This is a genomic window from Pedobacter ginsengisoli (assembly GCF_030244015.1).
GTDB lineage: Bacteria > Bacteroidota > Bacteroidia > Sphingobacteriales > Sphingobacteriaceae > Pedobacter > Pedobacter ginsengisoli.
Window position 1 is genome coordinate 756,798 of the sequence record NZ_JASSYX010000001.1, and the last position, 26,559, is coordinate 783,356.

At 43.7% G+C, this 26,559-nt stretch carries 21 protein-coding genes, 1 tRNA gene and 1 other RNA gene; 7 read left to right on the plus strand and 16 right to left on the minus strand.

The annotated features are described in order from the left end of the window. Positions 1-32 precede the first annotated feature (32 nt). From QEP08_RS03345 to QEP08_RS03360, 4 genes are read left to right on the plus strand one after another with little or no spacing between them, the layout of a single operon-like run. Positions 33-494, plus strand: a complete 462-nt coding sequence (locus QEP08_RS03345) for a (2Fe-2S)-binding protein (protein WP_285055742.1) — start codon at positions 33-35, stop codon at positions 492-494. Continuing rightward, a complete protein-coding gene (locus QEP08_RS03350; RefSeq protein ID WP_285055744.1) occupies positions 491-2,584 on the plus strand; it encodes a xanthine dehydrogenase family protein molybdopterin-binding subunit in 2,094 nt (697 codons plus the stop codon). Before QEP08_RS03345 ends, QEP08_RS03350 begins: the two co-directional genes overlap by 4 nt. A 13-nt stretch (positions 2,585-2,597) precedes the next feature. Continuing rightward, positions 2,598-3,719 carry an XdhC family protein gene (locus tag QEP08_RS03355; protein ID WP_285055747.1) on the plus strand — a complete coding sequence of 374 codons (1,122 nt, stop codon included), beginning with the start codon at positions 2,598-2,600 and terminating at the stop codon, positions 3,717-3,719. A gap of 5 nt (positions 3,720-3,724) precedes the next feature. After that, positions 3,725-4,321, plus strand: coding sequence for a nucleotidyltransferase family protein (locus tag QEP08_RS03360; protein WP_285055750.1), 597 nt, complete (start codon positions 3,725-3,727; stop codon positions 4,319-4,321). Positions 4,322-4,333: 12 nt separating this feature from the next. Here QEP08_RS03360 and ssrA read toward each other — a convergent pair. The 3 genes from ssrA to QEP08_RS03375 all read right to left on the minus strand — a co-directional run bounded on the left by ssrA (position 4,334) and on the right by QEP08_RS03375 (position 6,383). Next, positions 4,334-4,699: a transfer-messenger RNA gene (gene ssrA / locus QEP08_RS03365) on the minus strand. Positions 4,700-4,728: 29 nt separating this feature from the next. Beyond that, positions 4,729-5,931, minus strand: a complete 1,203-nt coding sequence (locus QEP08_RS03370; protein ID WP_285055753.1) for a pyridoxal phosphate-dependent aminotransferase — start codon at positions 5,929-5,931, stop codon at positions 4,729-4,731. A gap of 62 nt (positions 5,932-5,993) precedes the next feature. Then, a complete protein-coding gene (locus tag QEP08_RS03375; RefSeq protein ID WP_285055756.1) occupies positions 5,994-6,383 on the minus strand; it encodes a DUF1573 domain-containing protein in 390 nt (129 codons plus the stop codon). A gap of 131 nt (positions 6,384-6,514) precedes the next feature. Here QEP08_RS03375 and QEP08_RS03380 point away from each other — a divergent pair, with 131 nt between their 5' ends. Next, entirely contained in the window at positions 6,515-8,938 is a 2,424-nt protein-coding gene (locus QEP08_RS03380; protein ID WP_285055759.1) for an alpha-ketoacid dehydrogenase subunit alpha/beta, read from the plus strand. An 85-nt stretch (positions 8,939-9,023) separates the two neighbouring features. Here the strand turns inward: QEP08_RS03380 and aroC are convergent, their stop codons facing one another. The 6 genes from aroC to QEP08_RS03410 form a co-directional block, all read right to left on the minus strand. Further along, positions 9,024-10,118: a chorismate synthase gene (gene aroC, locus QEP08_RS03385; RefSeq protein ID WP_285055762.1), complete on the minus strand. Its 1,095-nt coding sequence runs from the start codon at positions 10,116-10,118 to the stop codon at positions 9,024-9,026. A 30-nt stretch (positions 10,119-10,148) separates the two neighbouring features. Further along, positions 10,149-11,402 (minus strand): 3-phosphoshikimate 1-carboxyvinyltransferase, encoded by a 1,254-nt coding sequence (aroA, locus tag QEP08_RS03390; protein ID WP_285055765.1) that lies wholly within the window; start codon positions 11,400-11,402, stop codon positions 10,149-10,151. A 2-nt stretch (positions 11,403-11,404) separates the two neighbouring features. Continuing rightward, positions 11,405-12,544: a chorismate mutase gene (locus QEP08_RS03395; RefSeq protein WP_285055768.1), complete on the minus strand. Its 1,140-nt coding sequence runs from the start codon at positions 12,542-12,544 to the stop codon at positions 11,405-11,407. 55 nt (positions 12,545-12,599) lie between these two features. Continuing rightward, positions 12,600-13,433: a prephenate dehydratase gene (locus QEP08_RS03400; RefSeq protein ID WP_285056904.1), complete on the minus strand. Its 834-nt coding sequence runs from the start codon at positions 13,431-13,433 to the stop codon at positions 12,600-12,602. Positions 13,434-13,739: 306 nt separating this feature from the next. Continuing rightward, the gene (aroB, locus tag QEP08_RS03405; RefSeq protein WP_285055771.1) at positions 13,740-14,810 is read right to left on the minus strand and encodes a 3-dehydroquinate synthase; all 1,071 of its coding nucleotides are present in this window, start codon (positions 14,808-14,810) and stop codon (positions 13,740-13,742) included. After that, positions 14,810-15,016 (minus strand): RNA-binding S4 domain-containing protein, encoded by a 207-nt coding sequence (locus QEP08_RS03410; RefSeq protein ID WP_285055774.1) that lies wholly within the window; start codon positions 15,014-15,016, stop codon positions 14,810-14,812. Before QEP08_RS03410 ends, aroB begins: the two co-directional genes overlap by 1 nt. A 96-nt stretch (positions 15,017-15,112) precedes the next feature. Between QEP08_RS03410 and QEP08_RS03415 the strand changes: the two genes are divergently transcribed. Next, positions 15,113-16,297 (plus strand): proline dehydrogenase family protein, encoded by a 1,185-nt coding sequence (locus QEP08_RS03415; RefSeq protein WP_285055777.1) that lies wholly within the window; start codon positions 15,113-15,115, stop codon positions 16,295-16,297. Between the two features lie 81 nt (positions 16,298-16,378). Here QEP08_RS03415 and katG read toward each other — a convergent pair whose 3' ends face one another. Beyond that, a complete protein-coding gene (katG, locus tag QEP08_RS03420; RefSeq protein WP_285055778.1) occupies positions 16,379-18,652 on the minus strand; it encodes a catalase/peroxidase HPI in 2,274 nt (757 codons plus the stop codon). Positions 18,653-18,783: 131 nt separating this feature from the next. Continuing rightward, on the minus strand, positions 18,784-19,434 hold the full coding sequence (locus QEP08_RS03425; RefSeq protein WP_285055780.1) for an HAD family hydrolase: 651 nt from the start codon (positions 19,432-19,434) through the stop codon (positions 18,784-18,786). A 52-nt stretch (positions 19,435-19,486) separates the two neighbouring features. Between QEP08_RS03425 and QEP08_RS03430 the strand changes: the two genes are divergently transcribed. After that, positions 19,487-19,560 (plus strand) — tRNA-Ile (locus QEP08_RS03430). Positions 19,561-19,655: 95 nt separating this feature from the next. Here QEP08_RS03430 and QEP08_RS03435 read toward each other — a convergent pair. The 5 genes from QEP08_RS03435 to QEP08_RS03455 are packed head-to-tail and all read right to left on the minus strand — an operon-like array spanning position 19,656 to position 26,322. Then, positions 19,656-20,066, minus strand: coding sequence for a response regulator (locus QEP08_RS03435; RefSeq protein ID WP_285055782.1), 411 nt, complete (start codon positions 20,064-20,066; stop codon positions 19,656-19,658). After that, positions 20,056-21,129, minus strand: coding sequence for a hybrid sensor histidine kinase/response regulator (locus QEP08_RS03440; protein WP_285055785.1), 1,074 nt, complete (start codon positions 21,127-21,129; stop codon positions 20,056-20,058). The genes QEP08_RS03435 and QEP08_RS03440 overlap by 11 nt, the downstream gene beginning before the upstream one ends. A 9-nt stretch (positions 21,130-21,138) precedes the next feature. Next, on the minus strand, positions 21,139-23,292 hold the full coding sequence (locus tag QEP08_RS03445) for a sensor histidine kinase (protein ID WP_285055787.1): 2,154 nt from the start codon (positions 23,290-23,292) through the stop codon (positions 21,139-21,141). Continuing rightward, positions 23,289-24,014 (minus strand): hypothetical protein, encoded by a 726-nt coding sequence (locus QEP08_RS03450; RefSeq protein WP_285055789.1) that lies wholly within the window; start codon positions 24,012-24,014, stop codon positions 23,289-23,291. Before QEP08_RS03450 ends, QEP08_RS03445 begins: the two co-directional genes overlap by 4 nt. Further along, positions 24,004-26,322: an Rv1355c family protein gene (locus QEP08_RS03455; RefSeq protein WP_285055791.1), complete on the minus strand. Its 2,319-nt coding sequence runs from the start codon at positions 26,320-26,322 to the stop codon at positions 24,004-24,006. The genes QEP08_RS03450 and QEP08_RS03455 overlap by 11 nt, the downstream gene beginning before the upstream one ends. Positions 26,323-26,559 lie beyond the last annotated feature (237 nt).

The window sequence follows — 26,559 nt, forward strand, 5'->3', positions numbered from 1 at the left end:
AATTTACTTTTATACTAATTTGCTTAAAGGACATGGTACTTACGATAAATGGTAAACGCCGGGAAGTTTATGTCAGTGCGGAGATCAGTTTGTTAAACGTTTTGCGCGATGAGCTGGGACTCACCGGGACCAAATACGGATGCGGAGAGGGGGCTTGCGGGGCTTGTACCGTTCACATCGACGGGAAACCGGTGCATTCCTGTATTACTTCTGCCGGTTCTTCGGTAGGAAAAGCGGTCGTTACGATTGAAGGACTCGAAAAAAATGGGGTACTTCACCCAGTGCAGGAGGCTTTCCTGCAATCGGACCCATTGCAGTGCTCTTATTGTGCATCCGGCATGGTCATGTCTGCAATTTCCTTACTGAACCAAAATTCTTCGCCAAGTGATGCCGAGATCGTTGCGGCGATGAATGGCAATATCTGCCGTTGTGGTACGTATCCAAATATTATTAAGACCATCAAACTGGCCGCTAATCTTCTAAACAATAAATGATGGAAAGCAAGGATATGGAAATGCCATTTGAAATGGACAGGCGTAAGTTTTTCAGGCTGTTTGGAGGTGGACTGGCTGTTGTCTTTGTTTTTCAGGATGTACTGGCATTTGCTGAAGGTACAGAGGCGGGGCTGGTCGGACCTGTTCCTGCAGATCAGGTAGGTGCCTGGATACACATTGCCGAAGATGGAACTATAAATGTTTTTACAGGCAAAGTTGAAGTGGGCCAGAATATCCGGACTTCGTTGTCTCAGCAGGTAGCTGAAGAACTACATGTGCCGATGTCATCTGTTAAAATGATCATGGGGGATACGGACCTGGTGCCGGCTGATTTTGGGACAGTCGGTAGCCGAAGTACGCCTCAAATGGGTACGCAGCTTCGCAAAGCAGCAGCTACGGCCAGGCAGGCATTGCTGGAAATGGCGGCCGGATTATGGGGGGTTGATGTGAGTTCGCTAAAAACAGACGCTGGTGCAGTCAGCGATCCGCAAAGCGGAAAAAAGATGAGTTATGGTCAGCTGACCAAAGGCCGGCAGATATTGATGCCTGTGTCGGAGCAGGTGGCTTTTATAAATGCTGCTGACTGGAAGGTTGCGGGGAAAACCATGCCTAAGGTGAATGGCCGGTCTTTCATCACCGGGGAGCACAAGTATGTTTCTGATATGGTTTTGCCGGGTATGCTGTATGCCAGGGTGCTTCGGCCGCCGGCCTACGGGGCCAGACTTGTGAATGCAGACCTGAGTGCTGCTAAGTCTATTCCTGGGGCGGTTGTTCTTCAGGAAGGGAATTTCATCGGGGTAGCTGCTCCCACCCTTGAAACGGCAGATAAAGCGATCGCAGCTGTTAAGCCAAACTGGGAAACTTCAAAGCAGCCATCGGGAGCAGAGTTGTTTGATTACCTGGTCCGGAATACGACTAACCAGAACAAAGAGAAGGCAGCTGATGGGCTGCAAGCCATTGATGGAGCGGAAATGAAGCTGGATGCTACATATACGGTCGATTATATAGCACATGTCCCATTAGAGCCAAGAGCTGCCCTTGCCCAATGGAATGATGGAAAATTGACGGTCTGGACGGGCACTCAGCGTCCGTTTGGTGTTCAGGATCATCTTGCCGCTGAATTTAATATTTCTAAAGAAAAGGTCAGGGTGATCGTGCCGGATACAGGTTCTGGGTATGGCGGGAAACACAGCGCAGAAGCTGCATCGGAAGCTGCACGTCTGGCCAGGGCGTCCGGGAAACCTGTAAAATTGGTCTGGACCAGGAAGGAAGAGTTTACCTGGGCATATTTCAGGCCCGCGGGTGTGATTAAAGTCAGCAGTGCTTTCAATAAAAACGGGGAGATCAAGGCCTGGAGATTTGACAATTACAATTCAGGAAACGCCGGTCTCGATACGCAGTACCGGATTGCGAGGAAAGAAATTGCGTATCATCCGTCGCGTACACCGCTGAAACAAGGATCATACCGGGGACTGGCCTCGACGGCGAATGTGTTTGCGCGTGAATCTCATATCGCGGATATGGCCAGGATGACTGGTATGGATCAGCTGGTGTATAGGCTGAAAAACCTGGATGATCCAAGATTAAAGGCTGTGCTGGAGGCTGCGGCTAAATCATTCGGCTGGAACTCAGGGAAACGTATGGAGGGTCGGGGTTACGGCATCGCCTGTGGTTTTGAAAAAGGCGGCTATGTGGCGACGTGTGCGGAAGTGGCAATCGGAGCCGACCGGTCTGTAGAAATTGTTCGCCTGACAGCTGCTTTTGAATGCGGGGCTATTGTCAATCCGCATCACCTCGAAAATCAGATTCTCGGTGCTATCGTCCAGGGACTGGGCGGCGCTTTGTTTGAGCGTATAGATTTTGAAGAGGGAAAAATACTTAACGCAAGCCTTTCGGCCTACCGGGTGCCCCGATTTAAAGATGTGCCCGGCATCGATATCGTCATGATAAACAGGGTGGATCTGCCTTCTGCCGGTGCTGGTGAAGCACCGATTGTCGGTGTGGCACCGGCTATCCGTAATGCTATTTTAGAAGCCAGTGGCATTGGTCTTAAGACTCTGCCTTTATTGCCCTCGGGTAAGCTGGCTTAAAAGAATTTAATCTATGAAAGAAATAAGGGCTATTTTAAAGAGCTTTGAAAAGGCTGCAAAGAAAGGGAAAAAAACAGCATTGGCTACAGTAGTACATGTTGAAGGTTCTTCTTACCGCAGGCCCGGTGCGAGAATGCTGATTACTGAAGAAGGAGAGCTGACTGGTGCCATTAGTGGTGGCTGCCTGGAGGGTGATGCGCTGAGGAAGGCGTTGTCGGCAATTGTGCAGCAGCAAAATAAGCTGGTCACTTATGATACTACTGATGAAGATGATGCTAAACTGGGGATACAGCTAGGTTGTAATGGTGTTGTTCATATTTTATTTGAACCAATAATGGCTGATCAGCTCTTCAACCCGATCCGCTTATTGCAGGAGCTGGTTAACAGCAATGAAGACTCGGTTATTGCTACTCTTTTTTCATTAGATCAATTGCAGCAGCCAGGGACGAGTTTACTGTACCAAAAAGGTATTTTGCGAACTGCGTTGACTGGTACGCTTCAGTCCGGCCTGACTATTGCTGCAGAAGCGGCATTGCAAAACAAGGCTTCAGATTTCAGAACATTTCAATACGACGATCAGGCTGTTACCGGTTTTATTGAATTTATCCCCGCGCCGCTTGAGCTGATCATTGCAGGGGCAGGAAATGACGTGCAGCCCCTTGTAGACATTACTTCTGTGCTGGGCTGGCATACGACAGTGGTTGATGGAAGAGTGTCGCACGCAACCCCACAGCGTTTTACGAAGGCGGACCGGGTCCTGGTGGCAAAGCCAGATGAGGTGCTGAAAAAAACAGGGACCGGTGAGCATGCTTTTTTTGTGCTGATGACCCATAATTATAATTATGATCTGGCCCTGCTAAAGCAGCTGGTCACTGAGAATTGTGCTTATATAGGTGTTTTAGGGCCAAAGAAAAAACTGCAGCGCATGCTTGATGAATTGAGCAATGATGGTGTTGTTCCGGATGCAAGACAGCTGGCTTTAATTCACGGGCCTGTTGGCCTGGACATTGGTGCTGAAACAGCTGAGGAAATTGCCGTGTCTATTGTAGCGGAGATCAATACGGTCCTGCGCCGAAGATCAGGTACTTCCTTAAAGGATAAGGAACATGGTATTCACAGCTCCTTATCCAGTTAAGTTTTATGAAAGGTACGGCGGTGATCCTATTGGCGGCAGGTAATTCATCAAGACTCGGAGTGCCGAAGCAGACTTTATTGTATCAGGGCCGGTCATTGGTACGGCGGATCACAGGGGAAGCGGATAGCGCTGAATTAAGCCCGGTGATTGTAGTGACGGGAGCTTATTCGACGGAGGTTTCGGCTGAACTTACTGGCTGTGATATTCATCTGGTCTACAATGCGCACTGGCAAAAAGGTATGGGCTCCGGCATTGCTGCAGGTATGTTAAAATTGCAAATGATGGGTTCCGGTGTGGAAAACGTGATCATTGCGGTTTGCGATCAGCCGTATGTGTCGGCGCAGCTGTTCCGGCGATTGATTGAAAAAGAAGCGGAGAGCGGCATGGGCATTGTTGCCTGTGCCTATGCGGATACGCTGGGGACGCCTGTTTTATTTGGACAGCGGTATTTTGAAGCATTGCTGCAGCTGAATGGGAATTCTGGTGCAAAAAAACTATTGGAACTGTACCGTTACGATGTGGCGGAGATTCCCTTTCCACAGGGCAGTATAGATATTGACACCGTCGCCGATTATGAGAAATTAAAAAAGGGGGAACTTTAAAATTCCCCCTTTTTGTGGAGCCGAAGGGTTTCGAACCCTTGTCCAGTTGTGTGATAAATTATGCCTTCTACATGCTTATCTTCCAATCAATTGTCAGGATCTGGCGGGCTGGAAGCCGACCTAGCCGTTCACCTTAGGTACTTTATCTCGCAATTGTACCGTACCTTACAATTGCCAGCGTTGTTATTTCGATGCCCCATATTCTAACCTAACATCGCAGCAGTCAGAGGGACAAAAGCTATTTAATTCTAAATTAAGCAGCTAAGGCGTAGTTATTTTCGCCAATTATAGTGTGAACGTTCTCTTTAAAGTGCTCTCCGTACAACGCACTGCATGCTAACATACTTAGCTCCACCCTGTCAAATCCAAGACGGCCCCATTTGTTAGTGATGACAAAAGTACTAAAATTATGCCAGAGTTCTGCCCGGATATTGCTTTAAAGCATGCTCAAGGCAGTCCATTGCCTTGTTTAAGTCCTCTGTATTAAGTACATAAGCCATCCTTACTTCATTTTTTCCGGATCCTTTGGTAGAATAAAAACCTGTCGCGGGTGCCATCATGACAGTCGAGCCTTCGTGGTCAAAGTGTTCCAGTATCCATTGACAGAACTTGTCTGAGTCGTCTATCGGTAATTTGGCTACGATATAAAAGGCGCCCCCGGGGTTCGGGCAAAAAACTCCGTCTATGTTGTTGAGCCTTTTGACCAGCGTGTCCCTGCGCAGGGTATATTCTTTGTTTACGGCTTCAAAGTAACTGTCAGGAGTGTCAACGGCTGCAGTACCAGCTATTTGTTCCACCATGCCGGGACTTAGCCTGGTCTGGGCAAACTTTAGAGCTGCCTGGATGACTGCTTTATTCTTGGTGATGATACAGCCAAGCCTGGCTCCGCAGGCACTGTACCGTTTGGATACGGTATCCAGCAGGACCACATGTTCATCAATGCCGCTCAGGTGCATTGGAGAGACAAACTCCCTGCCGTCATAACAGAATTCCCGGTAGGCTTCATCTGCCATCAGGAACAGGTCGTATTTCAAACACAATACTTTTAATGCTTCCATTTCCTCCCTTGAGTACAAATATCCTGTTGGGTTGTTCGGACTGCAAATCAAAATGGCTTTTGTTTTTGGAGTGATCAGTTTCTCAAATTCTGAGATAGGAGGTAAGGCAAAACCGTTCTCTATATAGGATAAGATAGGTTTTACAACTACATTGCTCATACATGCGAAGCCATTATAATTGGCATAAAAAGGTTCGGGAATGATGACTTCATCACCTTCGTTTATGCAGGTTTGCATGGCTATGGTTATGGCCTCTGAGCCTCCTACAGTGACAAGTATATCCGCGGGACTGATGTTGTAGCCCAGTTTGTTGTAATAGCCTGTAAGTTTGGTCCGGTAACTGAGCGTACCTTCCGAGGCAGTGTATGCCCAGACTTTAAAGTCGATGTTTTTTATGGCATTGAGCATGCCCTCCGGAGTAGCGATATCTGGCTGTCCGATATTAAGATGGTAAACTTTCTTGCCCTCTGCTTTTGCTTTGTCTGCATACGGGGTTAGTTTTCTTATCGGGGAAGCAGGCATCTGAATCCCTTTCTCTGAAATAGTTAGCATGGAACAAAAGTAAAAAACCTCGTTGATTAACGAGGTTTTTTATTAAAAATATCTTGGCTGGATTATTTTGTTGATGTCGGCGGCACGTTTCCTTTAATGTAAAGCACTTTTGTAGTGGTTTTCGCATTAGACAGAATGGTAATGGATTTATTAAAAGGCAGTGTACTTGTAGGGTTATATGTAACCTTAATGATACCTGTTCCACCTTTTTTTACGGGTGTTTGCGTGTATTCCGGAACAGTACATCCGCATGAAGTTTCCACTTTGCTGATGATTAGAGGCTCATCTCCGGTGTTGGTAAATTTAAAGTCAACAATAGCCGGTTTGTTTGCAGCGATCATTCCAAAATCAAAGGTTTCCTTGTCAAACTTAAATTCAGCGGGTTTAGCCTGGGCATTTGCTGCAACACTTATTCCTAAAATTAATGTAAATAGCAGTATTAGCTTTTTCATATTATGTGAGTTTATAAAACAAATTTAATGTTTTATGTGATAAATCAAAAAGTATTCCAACATATAAATTACCGCTCACTGTTTAGTCATACTTTAGATTTTATGTATCTTTGCCATATACCGATTTGCTTATGATGCCAGATATAAAACTCACCACTAATCCAATCGATGCCTCTGAATTAAGTTTTGACGATTTCAAAACTATTGTTGTTAATGATTATAAGATCGCTTATGAAAGCAGGCAAGCCAGCTTATTGGGACGGAAGGAGGTTTTGACGGGTAAAGCCAAGTTTGGTATTTTTGGGGACGGGAAAGAGCTGCCGCAGATTGCAATGGCTAAAGCTTTTAAAAACGGGGACTGGCGCTCTGGTTACTACCGGGATCAGACCTTCGCGTTCGCCACCGGCATCTGTACACTAAAAGAATTCTTTGCGCAGTTGTATGCCAATCCAAGCATTGAGGCTGATCCTGCATCGGCAGGAAGGCAGATGAACTGTCACTTTGCAACCCGTTCGATCAATCCCGACGGAAGCTGGAAAGACCTTACTGAAATTAAGAACAGTTCTGCAGATATTGCCCCGACCGGTGGGCAGATGGCCAGATTGGTAGGTTTGGCATATGCATCTAAATTATACAGGCTGAATCCTGAGCTGGAATATTTAAAGAATTTCTCGGTGAAGGGGAATGAGGTTGCCTTTGGTACCATTGGCAATGCTTCTACCTCGGAAGGCGTGTTCTTTGAAGCGATCAACGCTGCGGGAGTGCTGCAGATCCCTATGGCCATGTCGGTTTGGGATGATGGCTATGGAATATCAGTGCCTGCAAAGTACCAGACGACAAAGGAAGACATTTCTGAGATATTAAAAGGCCTTCAGAGAGACGAAGATGCGCCCGGCTATGAGATCTATAAGGTTAGGGGTTGGGATTATCCGGCTTTGTGCGAAACTTATCAGCGCGCCATTGACGTCTGCCGGGCCGAGCATGTCCCGGTATTGATCCATGTGACTGAAGTGACCCAGCCTCAGGGGCATTCCACGTCAGGCTCACATGAGCGCTATAAAGAACAATCACGGCTTGACTGGGAGAAAGAATATGATTGTATTGTTCAGATGCGTAAATGGATGATTGAATCTGCCATAGCTACTGAAGAGGAAATTGAGGAACTGGAAAGCTCCGCAAAGATACTTGTCCGCGATACACAAAAAGAAGCATGGAATGAATTTCTGGCAACGATTAAAGGCGAAAAGGATCTGGTTGTGGAAATGATTAATGCCCTGGCAGACGGAAACCCGGCGGTGAGAAAGATATCCGCCCTGTTGTCGTCAACACCGGATGCGTTCCGTAAGGAGGTCATTTCGTCTGTGAGAAAAGCGTTGCGCCTGACCATTAACACTCCATCTGCTGAAAGGGATACTTTGCTGCAATGGTATGCTGCGCAGGCAGATCTCATTGAGGATAAATACCATTCCAAATTATTTACCGATGGCAATGAGAGCCCTTTTCTGGTCACCCCGGTGCCTGCGGCATACAATGAAGAAAGCCGGATGGTCGATGGAAGAGAAATATTAAATGCTTGTTTTGATACTAATTTTGCCCGTGATAAACGATTGGTCGCATTCGGTGAGGATCTTGGCGCTATTGGCGATGTAAATCAGGGTTTTGCCGGCTTGCAGGCGAAGTACGGCGAACTGAGGATCAGTGATACCGGCATCAGGGAGATGACCATTATAGGGCAGGGAATAGGGCTGGCCCTGCGTGGATTGAAACCGATAGCGGAAATACAATACCTGGACTACCTGATCTTTGCGTTAAATGTACTGAGTGATGATCTGGCCAGTTTATCCTATCGCACTAAGGCCGGACAGAAAGCCCCCCTGATCATCAGGACCAGGGGACACCGGCTGGAGGGGGTTTGGCATTCAGGCTCGCCGATGTCTATGATACTCGGTTCTTTGAGAGGACTTCACATTTGTGTTCCGCGCAACATGACACAGGCGGCAGGAATGTACAATACCTTGTTCAGGTCCGATGAACCTGCATTACTGATCGAATGTCTAAATGGTTACAGACTGAAAGAGAAGCTGCCGGAAAATGTTGGTGAATACACTGTGGCCCTGGGAAAAGCTGAAGTTATTAAAGAAGGTACTGATGTGACGGTGATCTCTTATGGTTCGACTTTAAGGATCGTGGAAGAGGCAGCTGAAGAACTCGCACAGCTCGGCATATCGGTTGAGATTATAGATCCGCAAACCCTTTTGCCTTTTGATAAAGACCAGATATGCGCCTTGTCATTGTCAAAAACCAATAAGCTGCTGGTGGTCGATGAGGATGTTCCCGGAGGTGGTGCTGCTTTTATTTTGCAACAGGTACTGGAGGAGCAAAATGGATATTACCACCTGGACGGTCAGCCAAGGACATTAAGTGCCAAAGCGCACAGGCCGCCTTATGGTTCTGACGGCGATTATTTCAGTAAGCCTTCAGCAGATGATGTAATAGAAGAGATTTACAATATGATGAACGAAAGTAACCCGGCTAAGTATCCCGCCATTTTCTGATAGACAGGATTTGATTGACCTGTTTTTGAAATAAGAAAGCCGTGCAAGAGACTGATGCACGGCTTTTCATGTATACGAAGGTTTGTTACTGCAGTTTAGTTGTTTTGTTTCTAAGCAGATGATCTGCGAGTACCAATGCAGCCATTGCTTCAACAATGACCACTGCTCTTGGGACTACACACGGATCGTGCCGGCCTTTTCCTTTAATTTCTGCCGCCTCTCCTGCAGCGTTTATGGTTTGCTGATTGTGCATGATCGTGGCTACAGGTTTAAATGCTACAGTAAAGCTGATCTCCATTCCATTGGAGATGCCCCCCTGAATTCCACCTGAGAAATTTGTTAGTGTTTTTGGTGCGCCAGCCTGGTTTGGCAGGAAGATATCGTTGTGCTCAGATCCCCTCATTTCACTTCCGCTAAATCCTGAACCGTATTCAAAGCCGTGCACCGCATTGATGCTTAACATGGCTTTTCCAAGGTCAGCATGGAGCTTGTCGAATACAGGGTCTCCGAGACCTACAGGGCAGTTTCTGATGATGCAATTAATTTTTCCGCCTACAGTATCGCCATCTTTCCTTATGCCATCTATAAATTCAATCATTTGATTTGCTGTAGCCGGATCTGCACAGCGAACAATGTTGTCCTCACGAACAGCCAGCAATTCACTGATATCGCTGCTTGCCAAATGCGGAGCCTGTATTTTTCCTACCGAGGAAACATGGGCAAAGATCTCAATGCCATGATGTTTTAAAAGTAATTTGGCAATTGCACCGGCAGCTACCCTGGCTGCAGTTTCTCTTGCAGAAGAACGGCCGCCACCACGATGGTCGCGGATGCCATATTTGGCATCGTAAGTGTAATCGGCATGAGAAGGCCGGTAGACATCAGTATTGTGGCTGTAGTCTTTGCTGCGCTGGTCTTCATTGGGGATTAACATGGCTATAGGTGTACCCGTGCTTTTGCCTTCAAAAGTTCCCGACAGGATCTGTACCATGTCACTTTCTTTTCGCTGTGTGGTGATCCTGGATTGTCCTGGTTTGCGTTTGTCCAGTTCCGACTGTATGAAATCAAGGTCAACAGGCAATTGCGCAGGACAACCGTCTAAGATTACACCAATCGCAACTCCGTGTGATTCACCAAACGTCGTGATGCGAAATATTTGTCCGAATGTATTACCTGCCATTTTAAAATTATTAGGTGTTTATTGATCTGATTAAATTTCCTTAACTGTAAATCCCGCCTTTTGTAAATCTTTCCAGAAGTCCGGATAAGACTTTTCTACCACGTCCATGTCTTCAAGTATGACTTCATTGATGAGCAGGCTTAACGGAGCAAATGCCATGGCCATCCTGTGGTCTTCATAAGTTTTGAAACTTACCCGGTCAGGGAAATTAAGCTTATCGCAATTTAAGGTATAAATAAGATTATCTTCTGTCAGCATTACACCGATTTTAGAAAGCTCATTTTGCAGTGCGAGAATACGGTCTGTTTCCTTGATCTTAAGTGTCTCCAAACCTGTAAAAGTGAGGTTTTTCTTTAATGCTGCGGCGCATACGATAATGGTTTGTGCCAGGTCCGGACAGTCTTTTAAATCGAGTATGTCATCGCTGAAATTTTGACCGGTCTTTGTAATAGCTATACCTTTATCCGTCTTACTGGTCCCGACACCGAAAGCTACCATGATCTCACGAATCCGGCTATCGCCCTGCAGGCTTTTGCTTTTCAGATAGGGAAGATCGATCTGCGCTTCAGCTGCCAGTGCAGCTATACTGTACCAGTAAGAGGCTGCACTCCAGTCAGGCTCTACCGCCAATACAGCAGGTTTAAAAGACTGGGGTTTGATGGTGATGCTGTTGTCATTCCAGCTGTGTGAAATTCCTGCTTCTTCCAGCATATCCAGGGTCATCTTTACATAGGGAATTGAGGTGAGCTCACCCTCAATTTGCAAGGTTAAGCCCTGCTGAAGCATTGGGGCGATCATTAGCAATGCCGAGAGGTACTGGCTGCTCACATCCCCTTTGATCTTAACAGTGTCTGTGCTTTGCTGCAGAGGCCCATTGATTAGCAATGGGGGATATCCTTCCTGTTGGGCGTAAGATAGATCTGCACCAATAGCTTTGAGCGCTTCAGCTAAAATGCCTATCGGACGCTGCTTCATTCGTTCCGTTCCTGTTAAAAAGAATTTTCCGGGCAATGCAGAAAGGTAGGCAGTTAAAAAACGCATTGCGGTTCCCGCAGGCCCCACATCAACGGTTTGCTGATGTGGGCTGTCATGCGAGATATTGTTTAATATATTGTTCAGGGTAACTGTATCAGCCGCGTCGGACACATTGTCAACTTTCACCAACCCCTTACTAAGTGAACTGATGATTAGTGCCCTGTTACACTCGCTTTTGGAACCCGTAAGTGTTATTTCTGTACTGATATGTTTGTTTCCGGTAAAGGAAACAAGGGCATTTTTGCTCATTGTTAAGATTTAACTTCTGTATGTGCTTCTGCTGCAATACCTTGTTCGGCTTTGCCTGCGTTCATGATCTCAGTTTGTTTACGGATAGATTCGCCATGAACAAGCTCCAGGAATTTTTCAGTGAAGTTGACATCCAGTTTCAGCGCTTTTGCAAATGAGATGCCTTTTTTAATGATTGCATCCCACCGGTTTACCTGTAAGATGGTTACCTGGTTGTCACGTTTAAACTCACCAATTTTACCAACAATAGCCATGCGCTCACCTAATTTCTGCAATAAAATGTCATCTATTTTATCAATCTGTTTACGCAAATCTGCAAGCTGATCTACGAAAGCTTCATTTTTAGACTCTGGTTCGCGAACCGTTAAACGTTCTGCAAGTTCACCGAGGGCAGCAGGAGTAAGCTGTTGTTTAGCGTCTGTCCAGGCAACAGAAGGATCTACATGCGATTCGATCATTAATCCTTGCATATCCAAATCCAATGCTTTCTGGGAAATGTAAGGGATCAGTTCGCGGTTGCCGCAGATGTGACTTGGATCATTGATGATCGGAAGGTCAGGTAATAAGGTTTTCAACTGGATCGCAAGTTCCCACATCGGTTCGTTACGGAATGAGCTTTTCTCGAACGAAGAGAAACCGCGGTGAATGGCACCTAATTTGGTAATACCCGCACGGTTGATGCGCTCCAATGCACCTGCCCATAGTTGCAGATCGGGGTTAACCGGATTTTTTACCAGTACCGGAATGTCCAAACCTTTCAAAGCATCAGCGATTTCCTGAACTGTGAACGGGTTAACCGTAGAACGTGCGCCGATCCATAAGATATCTACACCTGCTGCCAAAGCTTCCTCTACATGTTTTGCATTTGCAACTTCAACAGCAGTTGGTAAACCTGTTTCTGCTTTAGCTCTTTTCAGCCATTCCAGGCCAATGCTTCCGATACCTTCAAATTCTCCCGGACGGGTACGTGGTTTCCAGATGCCGGCTCTCAATACAGATACTTTTCCTGTAGCGGCCAGCAAATGAGCTGTGGTCAGCAGTTGTTCTTCCGTTTCAGCACTGCACGGACCAGAGATGATCAATGGTTCGTTCTTAATGTTTAGCCAGGTGTTTAATGGCTGGATGTTCAATTGTAATTTCATTTTTTTGGGGTTTGATATTGTGTTAATATTTTATTTAAGCGGGCCGACCTGAGAACTATACTTTATCGTTCTTTTTGTATTCACCCATAATGTTAAAGTTTACCGTGTATTTTAATGCCTGGCGTACGGCTTTGTCATAACCTTCCATGTTGTTCCATTCTACATCCACATAAAAATAATAATCGTTTCTTTTTCCAAGTACCGGCATACTTTGGATCTTGGTCAGGTTGACCTGCTGTTCGGCAAATATGTTCAGTACTTTAGATAAGGCGCCTACGTGGTTGCTTACCTGGAAGCAGATTGATGCTTTGTTGATGTCTTTTACCTGTTCAGATTTATCATCTTTAAGGATCAGAAAACGGGTAAAGTTCTTTTTGTTGGACTCTATTCTTCGTTCAATAATGTTCAGTCCATATAGTTCAGCAGCAAGTGTATTTGCTATGGCGACGGTGTCAGTAAGCTGTTCTTCTCTGATCTTTTTGGCACAGGCTGCTGTATCGCTGCCTTCGATGACCTGGATATGAGGGAAGTCATAAAAAAAATCAACACACTGGCGAAGCGCAATTGGATGGGAGGTTGCAAATTTTATATCCTCGAATTTTACACCGGGTAAAGCCATTAAGTGCAGTTGAATAGCCAGGTAGACTTCACCAACAACCGCAAAGTTGTATTCTCTTATTAAGGTGTAATTGGGCAACAGGCTGCCGGCAATGGAATTTTCTATAGCCATGATCACATAATCAGCTTCCTTTTTTTCCAGTACCTCACAAGTTTGTTTGAAGGAACTGCATTCAATGGTTTGAATGTCGTTCCCAAAGAACTTGAAGGCAGCTTCTTCATGGAAGGATGCTTTTATACCCTGAATTGCTACTCTTGTTGCTTTTTTCATCTTGTTAATGCTTTGCCCTTTGCCGGCGGTATTGCTTTGTTTTTTGTGTTTAATAAAAAAGTCCCGGCGTTTGGCCGGGACTTTCGTATACATTTATCTTGTTGATATCATTGCATATTAGTCCCGGCTCTTACTAAAGTAGTAGAAGTAACCAAACCAATATGTAGTGATATTTTTCATTTAGAATCTATTGTTTCCTTTTTGTTTCGCCAAATGTACTAACAAAATTTAATTTGTCAATATTTATTTAAAAAAAATTATTTACGGTTTCTGAGGTTTTGTTGCTGAACTTCAGAATTTTAACATTTATGCCTGTTTAGGCAGACTGTTATAATATTCCATGCTCTCCGAGATATCTGTTGCAGAGACCCTGCAGTTGATATCACAGGAGCCGATTTTGCTAAGCAGTGAAAACATGATCTGCCCGTTTTCGTTCTTCTTATCGCTTTGCATGAACTCCATCAATTGTCCGAAACTTTCCCTTTTAATGTGATAGCCCGGATAAAGCGACAGAATATAAGTACTGATGTCAGCGAGCTCCACTTTAGTCAATGTGTTGTTGCCGGCCGACAAGTACCCCTCACAGATCATCCCAATGGCGATCGCTTCTCCATGGGTCAATGGCTTTTTATCGTTGATCAGGGAATAGGTCTCTATTGCGTGACCTATGGTGTGGCCGTAGTTCAGGATCTTGCGCAGGCCTTTTTCATGCGGATCTTCAGTAACCACTTTATTTTTGATTTCTACAGAACGATAAATGGCAGGAGCAGTAATCTCCTGATAATCGGATTTTTTAAGGTCTTCATAATAAGAACTGTCTGCGATCAGGCCATGCTTTATCATTTCAGCAAATCCGGACAGGAGCTCGCGCTTTGGAAGGGTTTTTAAAAAGGAAGTCTCAATAAATACCGCCTGCGGCAAGGTAAAAGTACCTACCATGTTTTTTACATTGTCTACATCTATCCCGGTTTTACCGCCTACGGACGCATCAACCTGCGAAAGCAGGGTAGTAGGGATGTTGATGAAATCGATTCCCCGTTTGTAAGTAGAGGCTACAAAGCCGCCCATATCTGTAATTACGCCTCCACCCAGATTGATCATTAAACATTTGCGGTCCGCCCCAAAATCCAGGAGTGTTTTCCAGATACCGACACAAAAGTCTATATTTTTATTTTCCTCACCCGGGTCTGTTTCTATCAGGTCAAAGCCTGTATAGTCTCCAAGCATTTCCTGAAACAGAGGAAGGCAAAGTTCAGAGGTATGACTGTCAGCAAATACAAAAATCTTGCTGTACTTATCTGATGTTATAGTTTCTCCTAATGGCTTGAGTTGTGATTCAAAATGAATGGCATGTCCGGCACTGTCTAGTTTGTTCATTAAATTACAGTTATTTTCTGGCCCATAAAATCAATTACATCTCCTATACGTACTTTAAGCCGCTTGCGGTAGTCTACTTTTCCATTATATTTAACAAGGCCGTCTTCTACAACGGTTTGGGCTTCGCCACCACTTTGGACAAGCGCTGTTGCTTTGAGCAATTGGATCAGGGGAATAAATTCGCCCTCCAGTTTAAATTGTATCATGATAAGGCAAACTTACAATTATTTATAAAGTGTTTTACCACTCATAGCATTGGAATTCATATTTTTGCCAGCGAATTGACTAACTGACATTCATAAATGGAACTATCCCCCAAAAAATCGTTAAATTTTGATGATACCGAAATTGCATTCCGCAATAAATCCAACGCCGAGCTGAATTCAGCTTATTGGCTTTTTAAGATCATTAGTAGTAATTTTCTAACTAAGATTGGCCCGCCTATTACCAATTTTTTTTTAAATGCCGGTCTTCCTGTTAAAGGAATCATCAAGGCAACTATATTCAAACATTTTTGTGGTGGAGAGACCATCGCTGAATGCGAAAACACCATAGCACACCTGGCCTCTGGTCATGTCGGGACTATTTTAGACTATTCTGTTGAGGGTGAAGATGAAGAATCTGTCTTTGACTTTACCTGTGAAGAGATCATCAGGACCATTGAAAGGGCTGCGGGGGATAAACGCATACCGATTACGGTATTTAAAGTAACGGGGATTGGCCGCTTTGGTTTACTGGAAAAACTGGATGCAAAAAATGAACTTTCTGAAACTGAACAGCGTGAATTTGAAAATGTGAAGCAACGCTGCGAAAAGATCTGCAGAGCAGCGTTTGATAAGAATGTGCCTGTCATGATTGATGCCGAAGAAAGCTGGATCCAGGATACCATTGATCAGTTGGCTATGGACATGATGCGTTTATTTAATCAAAAAAAGATTATTGTTTACAACACTTACCAGATGTACCGTCATGATAAGCTGGCTGATATGAAAGCAGACCATCTGATCGCCAAAGCCTCAGGGTATATTTTAGGGGTCAAAATGGTACGTGGTGCCTATATGGAAAAAGAGAGAAGAAGAGCGGAGGAAATGGATTACCCGTCGCCGATACAGCCTGACAAGGCGGCATCTGACAGGGACTACAATGAATCTTTAAATTACTGCATAGCGCACATTAATGAAATCGCTTTTGTCTGCGGCACACACAATGAAGAAAGCTGCCGGATTCTTGCCCGGCTTTTGGATGAGCATGACGTCGACCATGATCACCCACATGTTTATTTTGCCCAGTTGCTGGGTATGAGCGATAACTTGAGTTTCAATTTATCGGACGCGCGCTATAATGTTGCTAAATACGTGCCTTATGGCCCTATTAAAGCTGTTATGCCTTATCTTTTCAGAAGGGCGCAGGAGAATACCTCTATCGCCGGTGCAACGAGCAGGGAGCTCGGGTTGATCATAAAAGAGAAAAAGCGCCGAAGGCTTTAAGGAACGGCCAGATAATTCATAAAAAAAACAGCTTGTACCTATGCACAAGCTGTTTTTTTATGAATTATCCTTTTAAATAAATCAATCCAGATCAAACCGGTCAAGGTTCATTACTTTGTTCCAGGCCGATACAAAGTCTTTCACAAATTTATCCTGGGCATCTGCGCTTCCGTACACTTCAGCAATAGCTCTCAGTTCTGAGTTGGATCCAAACACCAGATCCGCACGGGTGGCTGTCCATTTTATTTCACCAGTGGCGCGATCACTGCCTTCATATAGTTCCCTGTCCTGAGATACTGCTTTCCATGCAGTGCTCATGTCGAGCAGGTTTACAAAGAAATCGTTGGTAAGCTTCCCCGTGTTTGAGGTGAAAACACCATGTTTAGAACCATCAAAATTTGTGTCCAATACGCGCATTCCGCCCACTAAAACTGTCAACTCCGGCGCTGTAAGGGTGAGCAATTGAGCTTTATCGATCAGCAGCTCTTCCGTAGATACAGGAATTTTTGATTTGCGGTAATTACGGAAGCCATCGGCAATGGGTTCCAGGTAACCAACAGATTCGACATCAGTTTGTTCCTGTGAAGCATCCATACGACCAGGTGCAAAAGGAACTGTGATCAGATGTCCCGCATCCTTCGCTGCCTTTTCAATACCTGCACAACCGGCCAGTACAATCAAATCTGCCAAAGAAACCTTTTTGCCGTCTGACTGCGCGCCATTAAATTCTTTTTGGATACTTTCTAATTTATCGAGCACCCTTTGTAACTGCGACGGATTGTTGACCTGCCAGTATTTTTGAGGAGCCAGTCGTATACGGGCGCCATTTGCACCACCGCGTTTGTCCGATCCACGGAAAGTAGAAGCTGAAGCCCATGCTGTAGACACCAGTTCAGATACGCTCAGTCCTGACCCCAATACTTTTGATTTTAAAACAGCACTGTCATTTTCATCTATCAGTTTATGGTCCACTGCAGGAATAGGATCCTGCCAAAGCAGTTCTTCTGCCGGCACATCCGGTCCCAGGTAACGCGCACGGGGACCCATGTCACGATGTGTCAATTTAAACCATGCACGGGCGAAGGCATCGGTAAATTCTTCCGGGTTTTCCAGAAAGTGCCTGGATATTTTTTCGTATACAGGATCAAATCTCAAAGCGAGATCCGTAGTCAGCATCGTTGGCAGCTGTTTTTTTGACTGATCAAAAGCATGTGGAATAATATTTCCCGCGTCTTTAGCGACCCACTGGTTCGCGCCTCCCGGACTTTTACTGAGCTGCCATTCAAAACCAAATAAGTTTTCGAAAAAATTATTACTCCATTGGGTCGGTGTTTTCGTCCAGGTTACTTCCAGACCACTTGTGATGGTATCAGCACCCTTTCCTGATCCGTATCCGTTGCGCCAGCCCAGACCTTGCATCTCCAGGTCAGCGGCTTCCGGCTCATTGCCCACATAGCTGGATGGTGCGGCACCATGTGTCTTACCGAAACTATGGCCGCCCGCAATCAGGGCAACCGTTTCTTCGTCGTTCATGGCCATACGACCAAAAGTATCACGAATATCCCTGGCAGAGGCGACAGGATCGGGGTTGCCGTCAGGGCCTTCCGGATTCACGTAGATCAATCCCATTTGTACTGCTGCAAGCGGTTTTTCGAGCTTGCGGGAATGAATATGGCCGTCTGCATCATCGTCTGATACCAAAACCGAATGTTTAGCTACCCCTTCAGAACCATGAGCATAACGCAGGTCACCACCGAGCCATTTACTTTCCGAGCCCCAATACACATCCTCATCCGGCTCCCAAACGTCCGGACGCCCACCGGCAAAGCCAAATGTTTTAAAACCCATCGATTCCAATGCTACGTTGCCAGTAAGGATCAGCAGGTCTGCCCATGAAATTTTGACGCCATATTTTTGTTTAATAGGCCAAAGCAGCCTGCGGGCTTTATCAAGGCTCACGTTATCAGGCCAGCTGTTCAATGGAGCAAAACGCTGCTGTCCTGCACCCGCACCACCACGGCCGTCACCTACACGATAAGTGCCTGCACTGTGCCATGCCATACGAATAAACAAGGGGCCATAGTGTCCGAAGTCTGCAGGCCACCAATCTTGTGAGTCGGTCATCAATGCATGAAGGTCTTTTTTCAAGCTTTCCAGGTCCAGGCTTTTAAAAGCTTCAGCATAGCTGAAGCCGTCATTCATAGGGTTTGACAACGAAGAGTGCTGGCGTAAGATGTTTAATTTTAATTGATTGGGCCACCAGTCACGATTTCTGGTTCCACCGCCTCCAATATTGTGTTTCATGCTGCCATTATGAAATGGGCATTTGCTGATGTCGTTAGAATTGTCTTCCATTTTTAATGAGTTTTTGTTATAAACAGCTGCTTATTATCTAAATATACAATAGATAACAACGACTATCAAACTGCTTTTTTCTATAGCATTATAGTTAAAAACTATTCATCATCTGATGGGGCACTAGAAGATTATAAGAGGTTATTTTCAATTAAAACTTGTTCCAGTTCCCTGGGGTGTCTGGTCATCAGCAGTGTATTTAAACCAGCCAGTTTCGCACCTTCAATATGCTGCGGACTATCGTCTATAAATAAAGTCTCAGCAGGATCAAGTTTATTCTCCCTGATTACCTGCTCAAATATTGCCACATCAGGTTTGCGTAAAAACATCTGCTGTGAATAATAAGCCCTTTCAAACAGATCACTGTTGTCACTCATACTGAACTCCCTTTTCAGGTAATCCAATATATAGTTGTAATGTGTTTCATTGGTATTGCTTAATAAAAAAGTACGATATTTTTCCTTTACTCTGAGCAGCACATCATGCACACCCGGAGGTATTCCGATCAATAAGCTGTTCCAGGCCGCATCGATTTCCTGGTCTGATAAGTTTTCATTTTCGGCTGCCCTGCGTATACCGCTTCTGAACTCGGCCGGAGAGATGGCCGCAGTTTCAAAGTCATTAAAAAGATTGTTGTGGCTTTTATGTGCGAAAAACTCCTGGATATTTGCAATACCGAGTTGTAAAAGAGCATTTTGTGCCTTTTTAAAGTCTATTTCGAAGATGACATTGCCGTAATCGAAAATGATGTTTTTTATTTTTTGTGTTAAAACCGTTTCCATAATTGAATACAAATATGTAACATTGCACTCGCAAAATCTAAAAGATTTTACAGGGCCATTAGCTCAGTTGGTTAGAGTAGAAGACTCATAATCTTTTGGTCGATGGTTCGAGCCCATCATGGCCCACTGGTATAAAAGCCGTTTCTGACAGAAAGAAACGGCTTTTTAATTTCCCGTAAGTTCATAAAAGATATTCCCTTACATTTTGAATGACAAGAAAATTATGCTGTAAGGTATTTGTTCAGAACCTCTTCCAGTTCTTTTGGAAACAAGGGTTTCTTCAATAGTTTTATGACGTAAGGGTTTGCCTCTGCTTTTTTAATGTCACCAAAATCAAGAGTAGAGGAAAGCATGGCAATCAAACACTTGTTTTTAAGTTTTTCCGGAAACTTTTTAAAGACCTCCATAAAATCAAAGCCATCCATTTCGGGCATTTGTATATCCAGCAGGATAAAATCAGGGAGGTTTTGCTCATCATCAGCATGTTTGTTTAAATATGCCAGCGCTTCATCACCAGACAGGCAGGTGATGATCTCATCAAATAGTTTTGATAAGTTGATGATTTTTGAGTTGATCTTCAGATCGACCTCATTGTCATCTATCAGCATTACTTTTCTGTGTTTATTTTCCATCTGGAATTGTAATTTTAAAGGCGGTACCCTCAGAAAGATCAGAGCTTACTGCTATCTTACCGTTAATTTTATTCAGCGCCTCTTTAACAATGAACAATCCGAGACCGGTTCCATGATTTGTTTTAATCTTAAAGAACTGTGTAAAGATCTTTTCAAGATGTTCATTTAAAATACCCATCCCATTGTCGCTGATAATGATTTCTGCTGCATGATTTTTAACCTCGATGATAATATTGACCTTTTTATCCTTTTCGTCTTCCTTCTGATATTTTATGGCGTTTGATATCAGGTTGCCTAATATTACTTCAATTCTAAATGCATCACCATAGAACTCCCTGTCCTGTTTAATGTCTACATGAAAATGCGTGTCCTTGTCTGTATAGGAATAGAGATTGATCAGTTCAGGAATCAGTTTTTCAAAATTAACAGGTGTATTTTCTGAAGCAATTTTGTTGTTTTTATAATACTGAAGTGTTTTCTGGATATAGTAATCCAATTTGTTTGCGCAGGTTTCTATGAGACTCCAGTATTCTCCGCATGAATCATACAGTCCCTCCATCTTTACGACATTTATCACGCCCATTGCAGATACAAGGGGAGCTCTTAATTCATGTGAAATGCTGTAAATGAATCTGTTCAGTTCATCATTTGTCTTTTCGAGTTCTGTGATTTTTTCCCGCAGATCTATCTTTGCTTTGTAAGCATCATAAGCGTTTTTTATAGAATTGTGCAGTTCAAGGTCATTCCAGGGCTTGGTAATGTATCTGTAAATGTCGCCATGGTTGATCGCATCTGCAAGCGCTTCTATATCTGTATATCCGGTAAGCAGGATCCTAACCGGATCAGGATGGGTTTTTGCAATGCTTTTAAAAAATTCCACTCCCGTAGTCTGGGGCATTTTTTGATCAGCGATGATTACATGCAAAGCAACGTTTTGTAAGATTTTTAATCCTTCGGAAGCAGAAATAGCTGTATAGATTTCATATTGTCTTCTGAAACCAGCCTTAAATGCATTTAAATTGTTTTCTTCATCATCAATATACAGAACGCGGATCGTTGGCATATAAATCTGCTATTTAGTGTTTATAGGCAAGTTAATAATAAATTCTGTACCTTCACCTAAATTTGTGATTACATCTATACTGCCGTTGTGACTTTCTATAATTCTGAAGGCAATTGATAAGCCCAAACCAGTTCCTTCCCCGACATCTTTTGTCGTAAAAAAAGGCTCAAATATCTTTTGTTTCACAGCTTCCGGCATCCCGGTCCCGGAGTCTCTTATGCTTATTTTCGCAAAATTGTCTTCCTGCCAGATTTTCAGGAGGATGAACTCTTCTTCATTTTGAATTTCCTTAGCCTTAATTGCGTGTATTGCATTTGTGAGCAGGTTCATAAATACCTGGTTTATTTTCCCGGGCATACATTCAACCTCAGGAATTGGTTTATAATCCTTAATGATCTTTAGGTTGGAGGGAAACGTACTTTTGATAAGTACAAGTGAGCTGTCCAGGCCTTCTGCGATATCGACCGGCTTGGTATCATTTTCATCCAGCCGGCTAAAATTCTTAAGACTTCTGATGATTTCAGCAGTTCTTTTTGCACCTTCGCCGATACCCGCAAGCAGGGATTTTATCTCATCTCTTACAAAAGGCAGGTCAATCTGCTTTTTAAAGGCGTTGATCTCCGCTACCTGGGGTTCGATATTTTTGCTGAAATCGAGATCTTCATAAAGATTAATTACCGCATCAAGATCATTGATGTCCAGTTCAAGAGGTTTAATGTTTGAAGTTACAAAGTTGATCGGATTATTGATCTCATGGGCGATTCCAGCTGTAAGTTGGCCCAGTCCTGCCATTTTTTCAGAATTAACCAGTTGGGATTGGGCTTCCTTTAAATCAACAAGTGCGGTGTTCAGAGTCAGGTTAGCGTTTTCAAGTGCCTCGGTCCGTTCTTTGACCTTGATTTCCAATACCGTGTTCTGTTCACGGACGAGTTTTTCATTTTCCGTCAGTACCCTCAGGGCTTCAGCCTGGGAAATTTCTTTTTCTTTTTTAAAAATGTTAATCTTATCTGCAAGTGCAAAGGACAGTAAGGTTACTTCCGTGGCGGATGCAATTTGAAGGATGTAAATGCTAAAATTATTGTATGGAATAATGTTATAATCTTTCATAATAAACAAACACGCACCTACAAGCAGTAAACTCCAGGCGGTCAGAAAATATTTGGCAGGAGCAAAGCCACTTTTATATACAATAGTTGCAATATAAAGCGCAAATAATGAGCCGATAAAAGTAGAAAGCTGCATCAGGATAAATCCAACTTGTCTGAATCCGAAAAGAGTAAGTAACAGACTTACAGAAAAGGTAAAGATGTTAAAATATAGGAATGTACTTAATGGCTTTCTTTTATGAGGAATATTTAAAAATACTTTTATGAAAATAAATGCCATTATGCCGGTGAGGTTCGAAAATACACTTACCGCATTGTTATTGAGCCATTCATTTGACGACCAAAGGTATTTTGAAGCAAAACCTGATATCGATATCTGGGTTAACCAGATGGAAAGAATATAACAGACATAATAGATATAGCTTTTATCCCGAACGGAAAGAAACAGGAAAAAATTGTAGATCAGCATTACAAACATTACCCCGGAGTACAGTCCGAAAATGAGCTCCTGTGTAGTTAACCCGGAATTGAAGGAGTCTTTTGAGCCAACTTTAATCGTAGTTACCAGCAGTTCCTCGCTTTTTAATTTCAGATATACTTCATAAGAGTTGTATTTGGTACCCGCCGGCAATTCTGCAATGTATCCGGTGCCTGGCCATTTGCGGCCTCTGAGGTCTTTAATGGCGTAAGTAGCGAGTTTTGAAACAACACTGTCTTTTGATAAGATATAACATTCAGGGTAGGCCAGTCTGGACTGCTCTATCATAATAAAGCTGTGATCTGACACAAGTGGCGGGATTTTAAATTTGATCCAGTAAATGTCTTTTGAAATGCCAAGATTGATCACTTTATCCTTACTCCTGTAAAATTGATCTGACCTGATGGCTTGCCCGATTTGCTGGCTTTTTTGACCGGACTTAAGAATCTGGGAAATCTGACCAACATCCCTGGGAGGCTGGTCAGCCAGAGTATTCTTGTACTCGGCGCGTATGGCGGCTATATTGACCATTGACACCACTACAGGTATTAATATTTTAAAGAAGAATGCTCTGATCACAATGTTATTCCTTTAATTCGTAAGTCAAAATGAATTTCAATTCGTCCATGTTTTGTTTCAATGGTCTTTGTCATTAACAGATTATTGCGAAGTTCCTCGATTGCTGCTTTCTCTTCCGGAAATGTATTGTCAAGGGTATTTACGTCGTCAATAATCAAGGCCGTTGCGGTCAAGTCCTCTTTTGGATAATAGAATTTACCCTTATTACCAATGGTATCAATAACCCTGAAACCGGTCTTGATACAATTTCTATAAGTGGCCGGCGCACAAAGCGCATATAGGGACTTCATTTGCAGCTGCTGAGTTATGGCAACACAAGTTCGGCCCAAAAAAATACTTCCTATGCCAAGGCCAGCGATCTCCCATGAATTCCAAAGTCCGCAACACTCACCGGTCACCAGCTCCTTGTCTGCAGTGATCATTGGATAAATCCTGTCATCTATGTAGCCAATGGCATCCTCGATAGGTAATGGAAATGATCCGCCTGCGATCTGAATTCTGCCGCCTGCTAAAATTTTATCACTATTTTCAGCTGTTACCACAATCATGTAAACATTGGGATTAAGTATCCAGTCGATCTTTGCCGATGTGATCTGCGTAATACCGTAAATTTCCAGGACTTTAGTATGTCCCTCGATAAACCTGATACAGGCCTGCCTGTCATCAATAGCTCGGATTGCCCTGAAGTATAATTTGTCTATTTTAGGTATGCTATTTTCCAACGCTGAATGTGTCTTTGACCGGTTTGCGAATACTTCTTAATTCTGAATCAGAAGCCTTAAAAAGTCTGAACAAAAATATCTCAGCATTTTGGTTGCCTGTATTGAAAATTGAAGTAAATGTTTTTCTCAATTCGTCCAGTTTCATCATCTCTGAGGTTTCTAATCCGGCACCTCCGCCATGTATGTTTCTGTAAAAGAAGGAGAGCGGCACACATAAAGGGTGCAGTTGGTAACCAAGTTTGCCCGCGGCCAGCCATAATCGTTCTATGGCGCGGCCACCTTCCAAAAAATCGGTTTCCAAAGCTCCGGGCATGGTTACAAGGCCTACGGCAGAAGCTGTTCTGAGTTGATTTGCTGAAACTTTTTTGAACACTTTTCCGCCGTCAATTTTTTTAAGAAAATTGGTGGCGCGCGCATCCTTTAACAGCCGCAGGCCTATCAGGTCGTTCATGCCCAGATCTAAGGTATGTACACCAATACCGTCTCTTTTTTGCATAACTTCTTCATCAGACCACCTCATTTCTTTATGCACAAAGTCATCATGCGCCTCATCGTTAAAAAAGCGGATCAGATCTGTTTCAGCGACAACTTCTCCAATCCTGGCCTGCAGTGTTTCTTCAAAGAGCCATTGAACATCCGCTCCTTTAATGTCCATGATTACAGACGAGAGGTAGTCAGTCTCCTGTTCAGACATACTTGTTCTTAAGCTTTTTTTTCTGTTGGTGTGCCTGTTTTTAATTTGCGCTGCCAGCTCTGCCTCCAGTACTGAAATGGTATCGTTTCCGGCCCTTTTAAATGAAAAGGACGCAATGTGCACAGGAAAGCCCAAAGTTGCATAGGCCCAGTCAATTTCCAGTCCGTTTGTTTGAGCGGTCAGCAGCAGATTTTCAATTGCTGCTCCCAGAGAGATGTAAGACGAGGTGTTGTTATAGTCAAGAAAAGCGTCAGAAGCAGACTTGTCAAAAAACAAATGCAACAGCCTTTCGCTGTAATACCATTTCCAGGGCTGGCTGTTTCCTCCGGAAGGTGCAAGATTAGCCGCACTGATCAGCAATTCTAGTATAGATTCTTCCATATGGATCGCAAGTTCCGGCGCCTTTATTTTTTTGGCCATCTGCTCCATTTCAGATACTGTGATAGGTTTAGTGGTTGTTTTTACAGGTCTTTCTTTTTCTTCAGGATCAGCGATCAACTCATCAATGTCGATAAAAAAACGTCCCGATACATGCAGGAGGTCCAGGAGTATTTTTCTTGAAAGATCTGCTGTAATACCACCGCCAAATGTAACAGCACTGGCAAGTTGCGGCCAGGTAGTGATCGTCTGCATGATTTCGATCGCTGATGCCTTCATTCTTGGAGAAAGTGTTTCCAGCCCGGTAATTGGAACCATATAAGGAAGTTTCTCCTCACTTGTTTTAAGATCTTTCACTTTAGAAATATCCAGATGTTGTATATACCCATGGAGAATCGGACGGTCATGTTCCAGATCAAAACGTTCAATATCGATCGTGCCGCGGTCGCTTGCTTCCATCAATACCGGAATATGGTATTCTTTGGCTTTTACCCTGCATAAAATTTTGATATCAATCCCGTCACATTCATCAATAAGCAAATCCAGCTTCCCGCTTCCTGTTAAAAAATCGTCAATATTGGAGTGGGTGATGCCTTCATCAAAGCAAGTTACCTTTAAAAAGGGGTCAATCTCCGCAATCTCTCTGGCCACGATTACAGTCTTTTTCAGTTCTACATTTTGGGCACCCGACCGGATCCTGTTGAGGTTTGTCAGGTCCAGCACGTCATAATCTGCTATGCGGAGTTCTCCACAGCCACGTTCGATGGCAAGCGTAAGCGACACTGACTGACCAACAGATAATCCGATTACCCCGATCTTCTTTTTCGACAATAGGTCCTGTTCTTCCTGTGTTATCTTATGCTTGTTCCTGTTCGTGCGAACCAGGATGTATTCTTTCTCATCTAAAATATGTACAAGCTTGTCCAGCCAGGGATAATATACCCAAACTCCATACTCATGTAAGTCTGTTCCATTTAAATGATCTTCTATTTTTTCGTTCAGTACTGCCTGACTTAAGATTGTTGTTGGATTTAGTCCTTTAATTAGGTCCTGAAGCTGGTTTTGAATGGTGTCAAAGACCTGCAGATGTGGTCTTTCCGAAATTAATGCAGCCAATGCCGCACTTTCGTCTTTATCCTTTATTCTGTAAAACTCAGGTTTGCATAAATCTCTGGATGCTGCCGTTGAAGAAATGAGCGCTTTAATCGATTTCTTTAAATCTTTACCTGAATGCATTTGTCGTAATATGAATTATCCCTTTAAATCTATAAATGTAGATTTAGCCAGCGCCAAATATCAACTAAATTATACTTTTTTCGATTTATAATGAAGATTAAACTTACTTTTCTTTTAACGGCGCCCGCTGTGTTTACCTGTTGGGCAGGCCTGAATGTTTCTATATATTATTTTGATGTTGGGATGACAGAAATAAATATAAATAAGAAATAGTTTTCTAAGATATATAAAAGTAAT

Coding starts and splice junctions, on each gene's coding strand:
- QEP08_RS03395 (WP_285055768.1), bottom strand. CDS start 12,544: ATGAAATTACAATTGAACATCCAGCCATTAAACACCTGGCTAAACATT.
- QEP08_RS03440 (WP_285055785.1), bottom strand. CDS start 21,129: ATGCCAACGATCCGCGTTCTGTATATTGATGATGAAGAAAACAATTTA.
- QEP08_RS03350 (WP_285055744.1), top strand. CDS start 491: ATGATGGAAAGCAAGGATATGGAAATGCCATTTGAAATGGACAGGCGT.
- QEP08_RS03400 (WP_285056904.1), bottom strand. CDS start 13,433: ATGAAAAAAGCAACAAGAGTAGCAATTCAGGGTATAAAAGCATCCTTC.
- QEP08_RS03435 (WP_285055782.1), bottom strand. CDS start 20,066: ATGGAAAATAAACACAGAAAAGTAATGCTGATAGATGACAATGAGGTC.
- QEP08_RS03410 (WP_285055774.1), bottom strand. CDS start 15,016: ATGATACAATTTAAACTGGAGGGCGAATTTATTCCCCTGATCCAATTG.
- QEP08_RS03455 (WP_285055791.1), bottom strand. CDS start 26,322: ATGCATTCAGGTAAAGATTTAAAGAAATCGATTAAAGCGCTCATTTCT.
- QEP08_RS03370 (WP_285055753.1), bottom strand. CDS start 5,931: ATGCTAACTATTTCAGAGAAAGGGATTCAGATGCCTGCTTCCCCGATA.
- QEP08_RS03355 (WP_285055747.1), top strand. CDS start 2,598: ATGAAAGAAATAAGGGCTATTTTAAAGAGCTTTGAAAAGGCTGCAAAG.
- QEP08_RS03380 (WP_285055759.1), top strand. CDS start 6,515: ATGATGCCAGATATAAAACTCACCACTAATCCAATCGATGCCTCTGAA.
- aroB (WP_285055771.1), bottom strand. CDS start 14,810: ATGAACAAACTAGACAGTGCCGGACATGCCATTCATTTTGAATCACAA.
- aroC (WP_285055762.1), bottom strand. CDS start 10,118: ATGGCAGGTAATACATTCGGACAAATATTTCGCATCACGACGTTTGGT.
- QEP08_RS03360 (WP_285055750.1), top strand. CDS start 3,725: ATGAAAGGTACGGCGGTGATCCTATTGGCGGCAGGTAATTCATCAAGA.
- katG (WP_285055778.1), bottom strand. CDS start 18,652: ATGGAAGACAATTCTAACGACATCAGCAAATGCCCATTTCATAATGGC.
- aroA (WP_285055765.1), bottom strand. CDS start 11,402: ATGAGCAAAAATGCCCTTGTTTCCTTTACCGGAAACAAACATATCAGT.
- QEP08_RS03345 (WP_285055742.1), top strand. CDS start 33: ATGGTACTTACGATAAATGGTAAACGCCGGGAAGTTTATGTCAGTGCG.
- QEP08_RS03425 (WP_285055780.1), bottom strand. CDS start 19,434: ATGGAAACGGTTTTAACACAAAAAATAAAAAACATCATTTTCGATTAC.
- QEP08_RS03375 (WP_285055756.1), bottom strand. CDS start 6,383: ATGAAAAAGCTAATACTGCTATTTACATTAATTTTAGGAATAAGTGTT.
- QEP08_RS03415 (WP_285055777.1), top strand. CDS start 15,113: ATGGAACTATCCCCCAAAAAATCGTTAAATTTTGATGATACCGAAATT.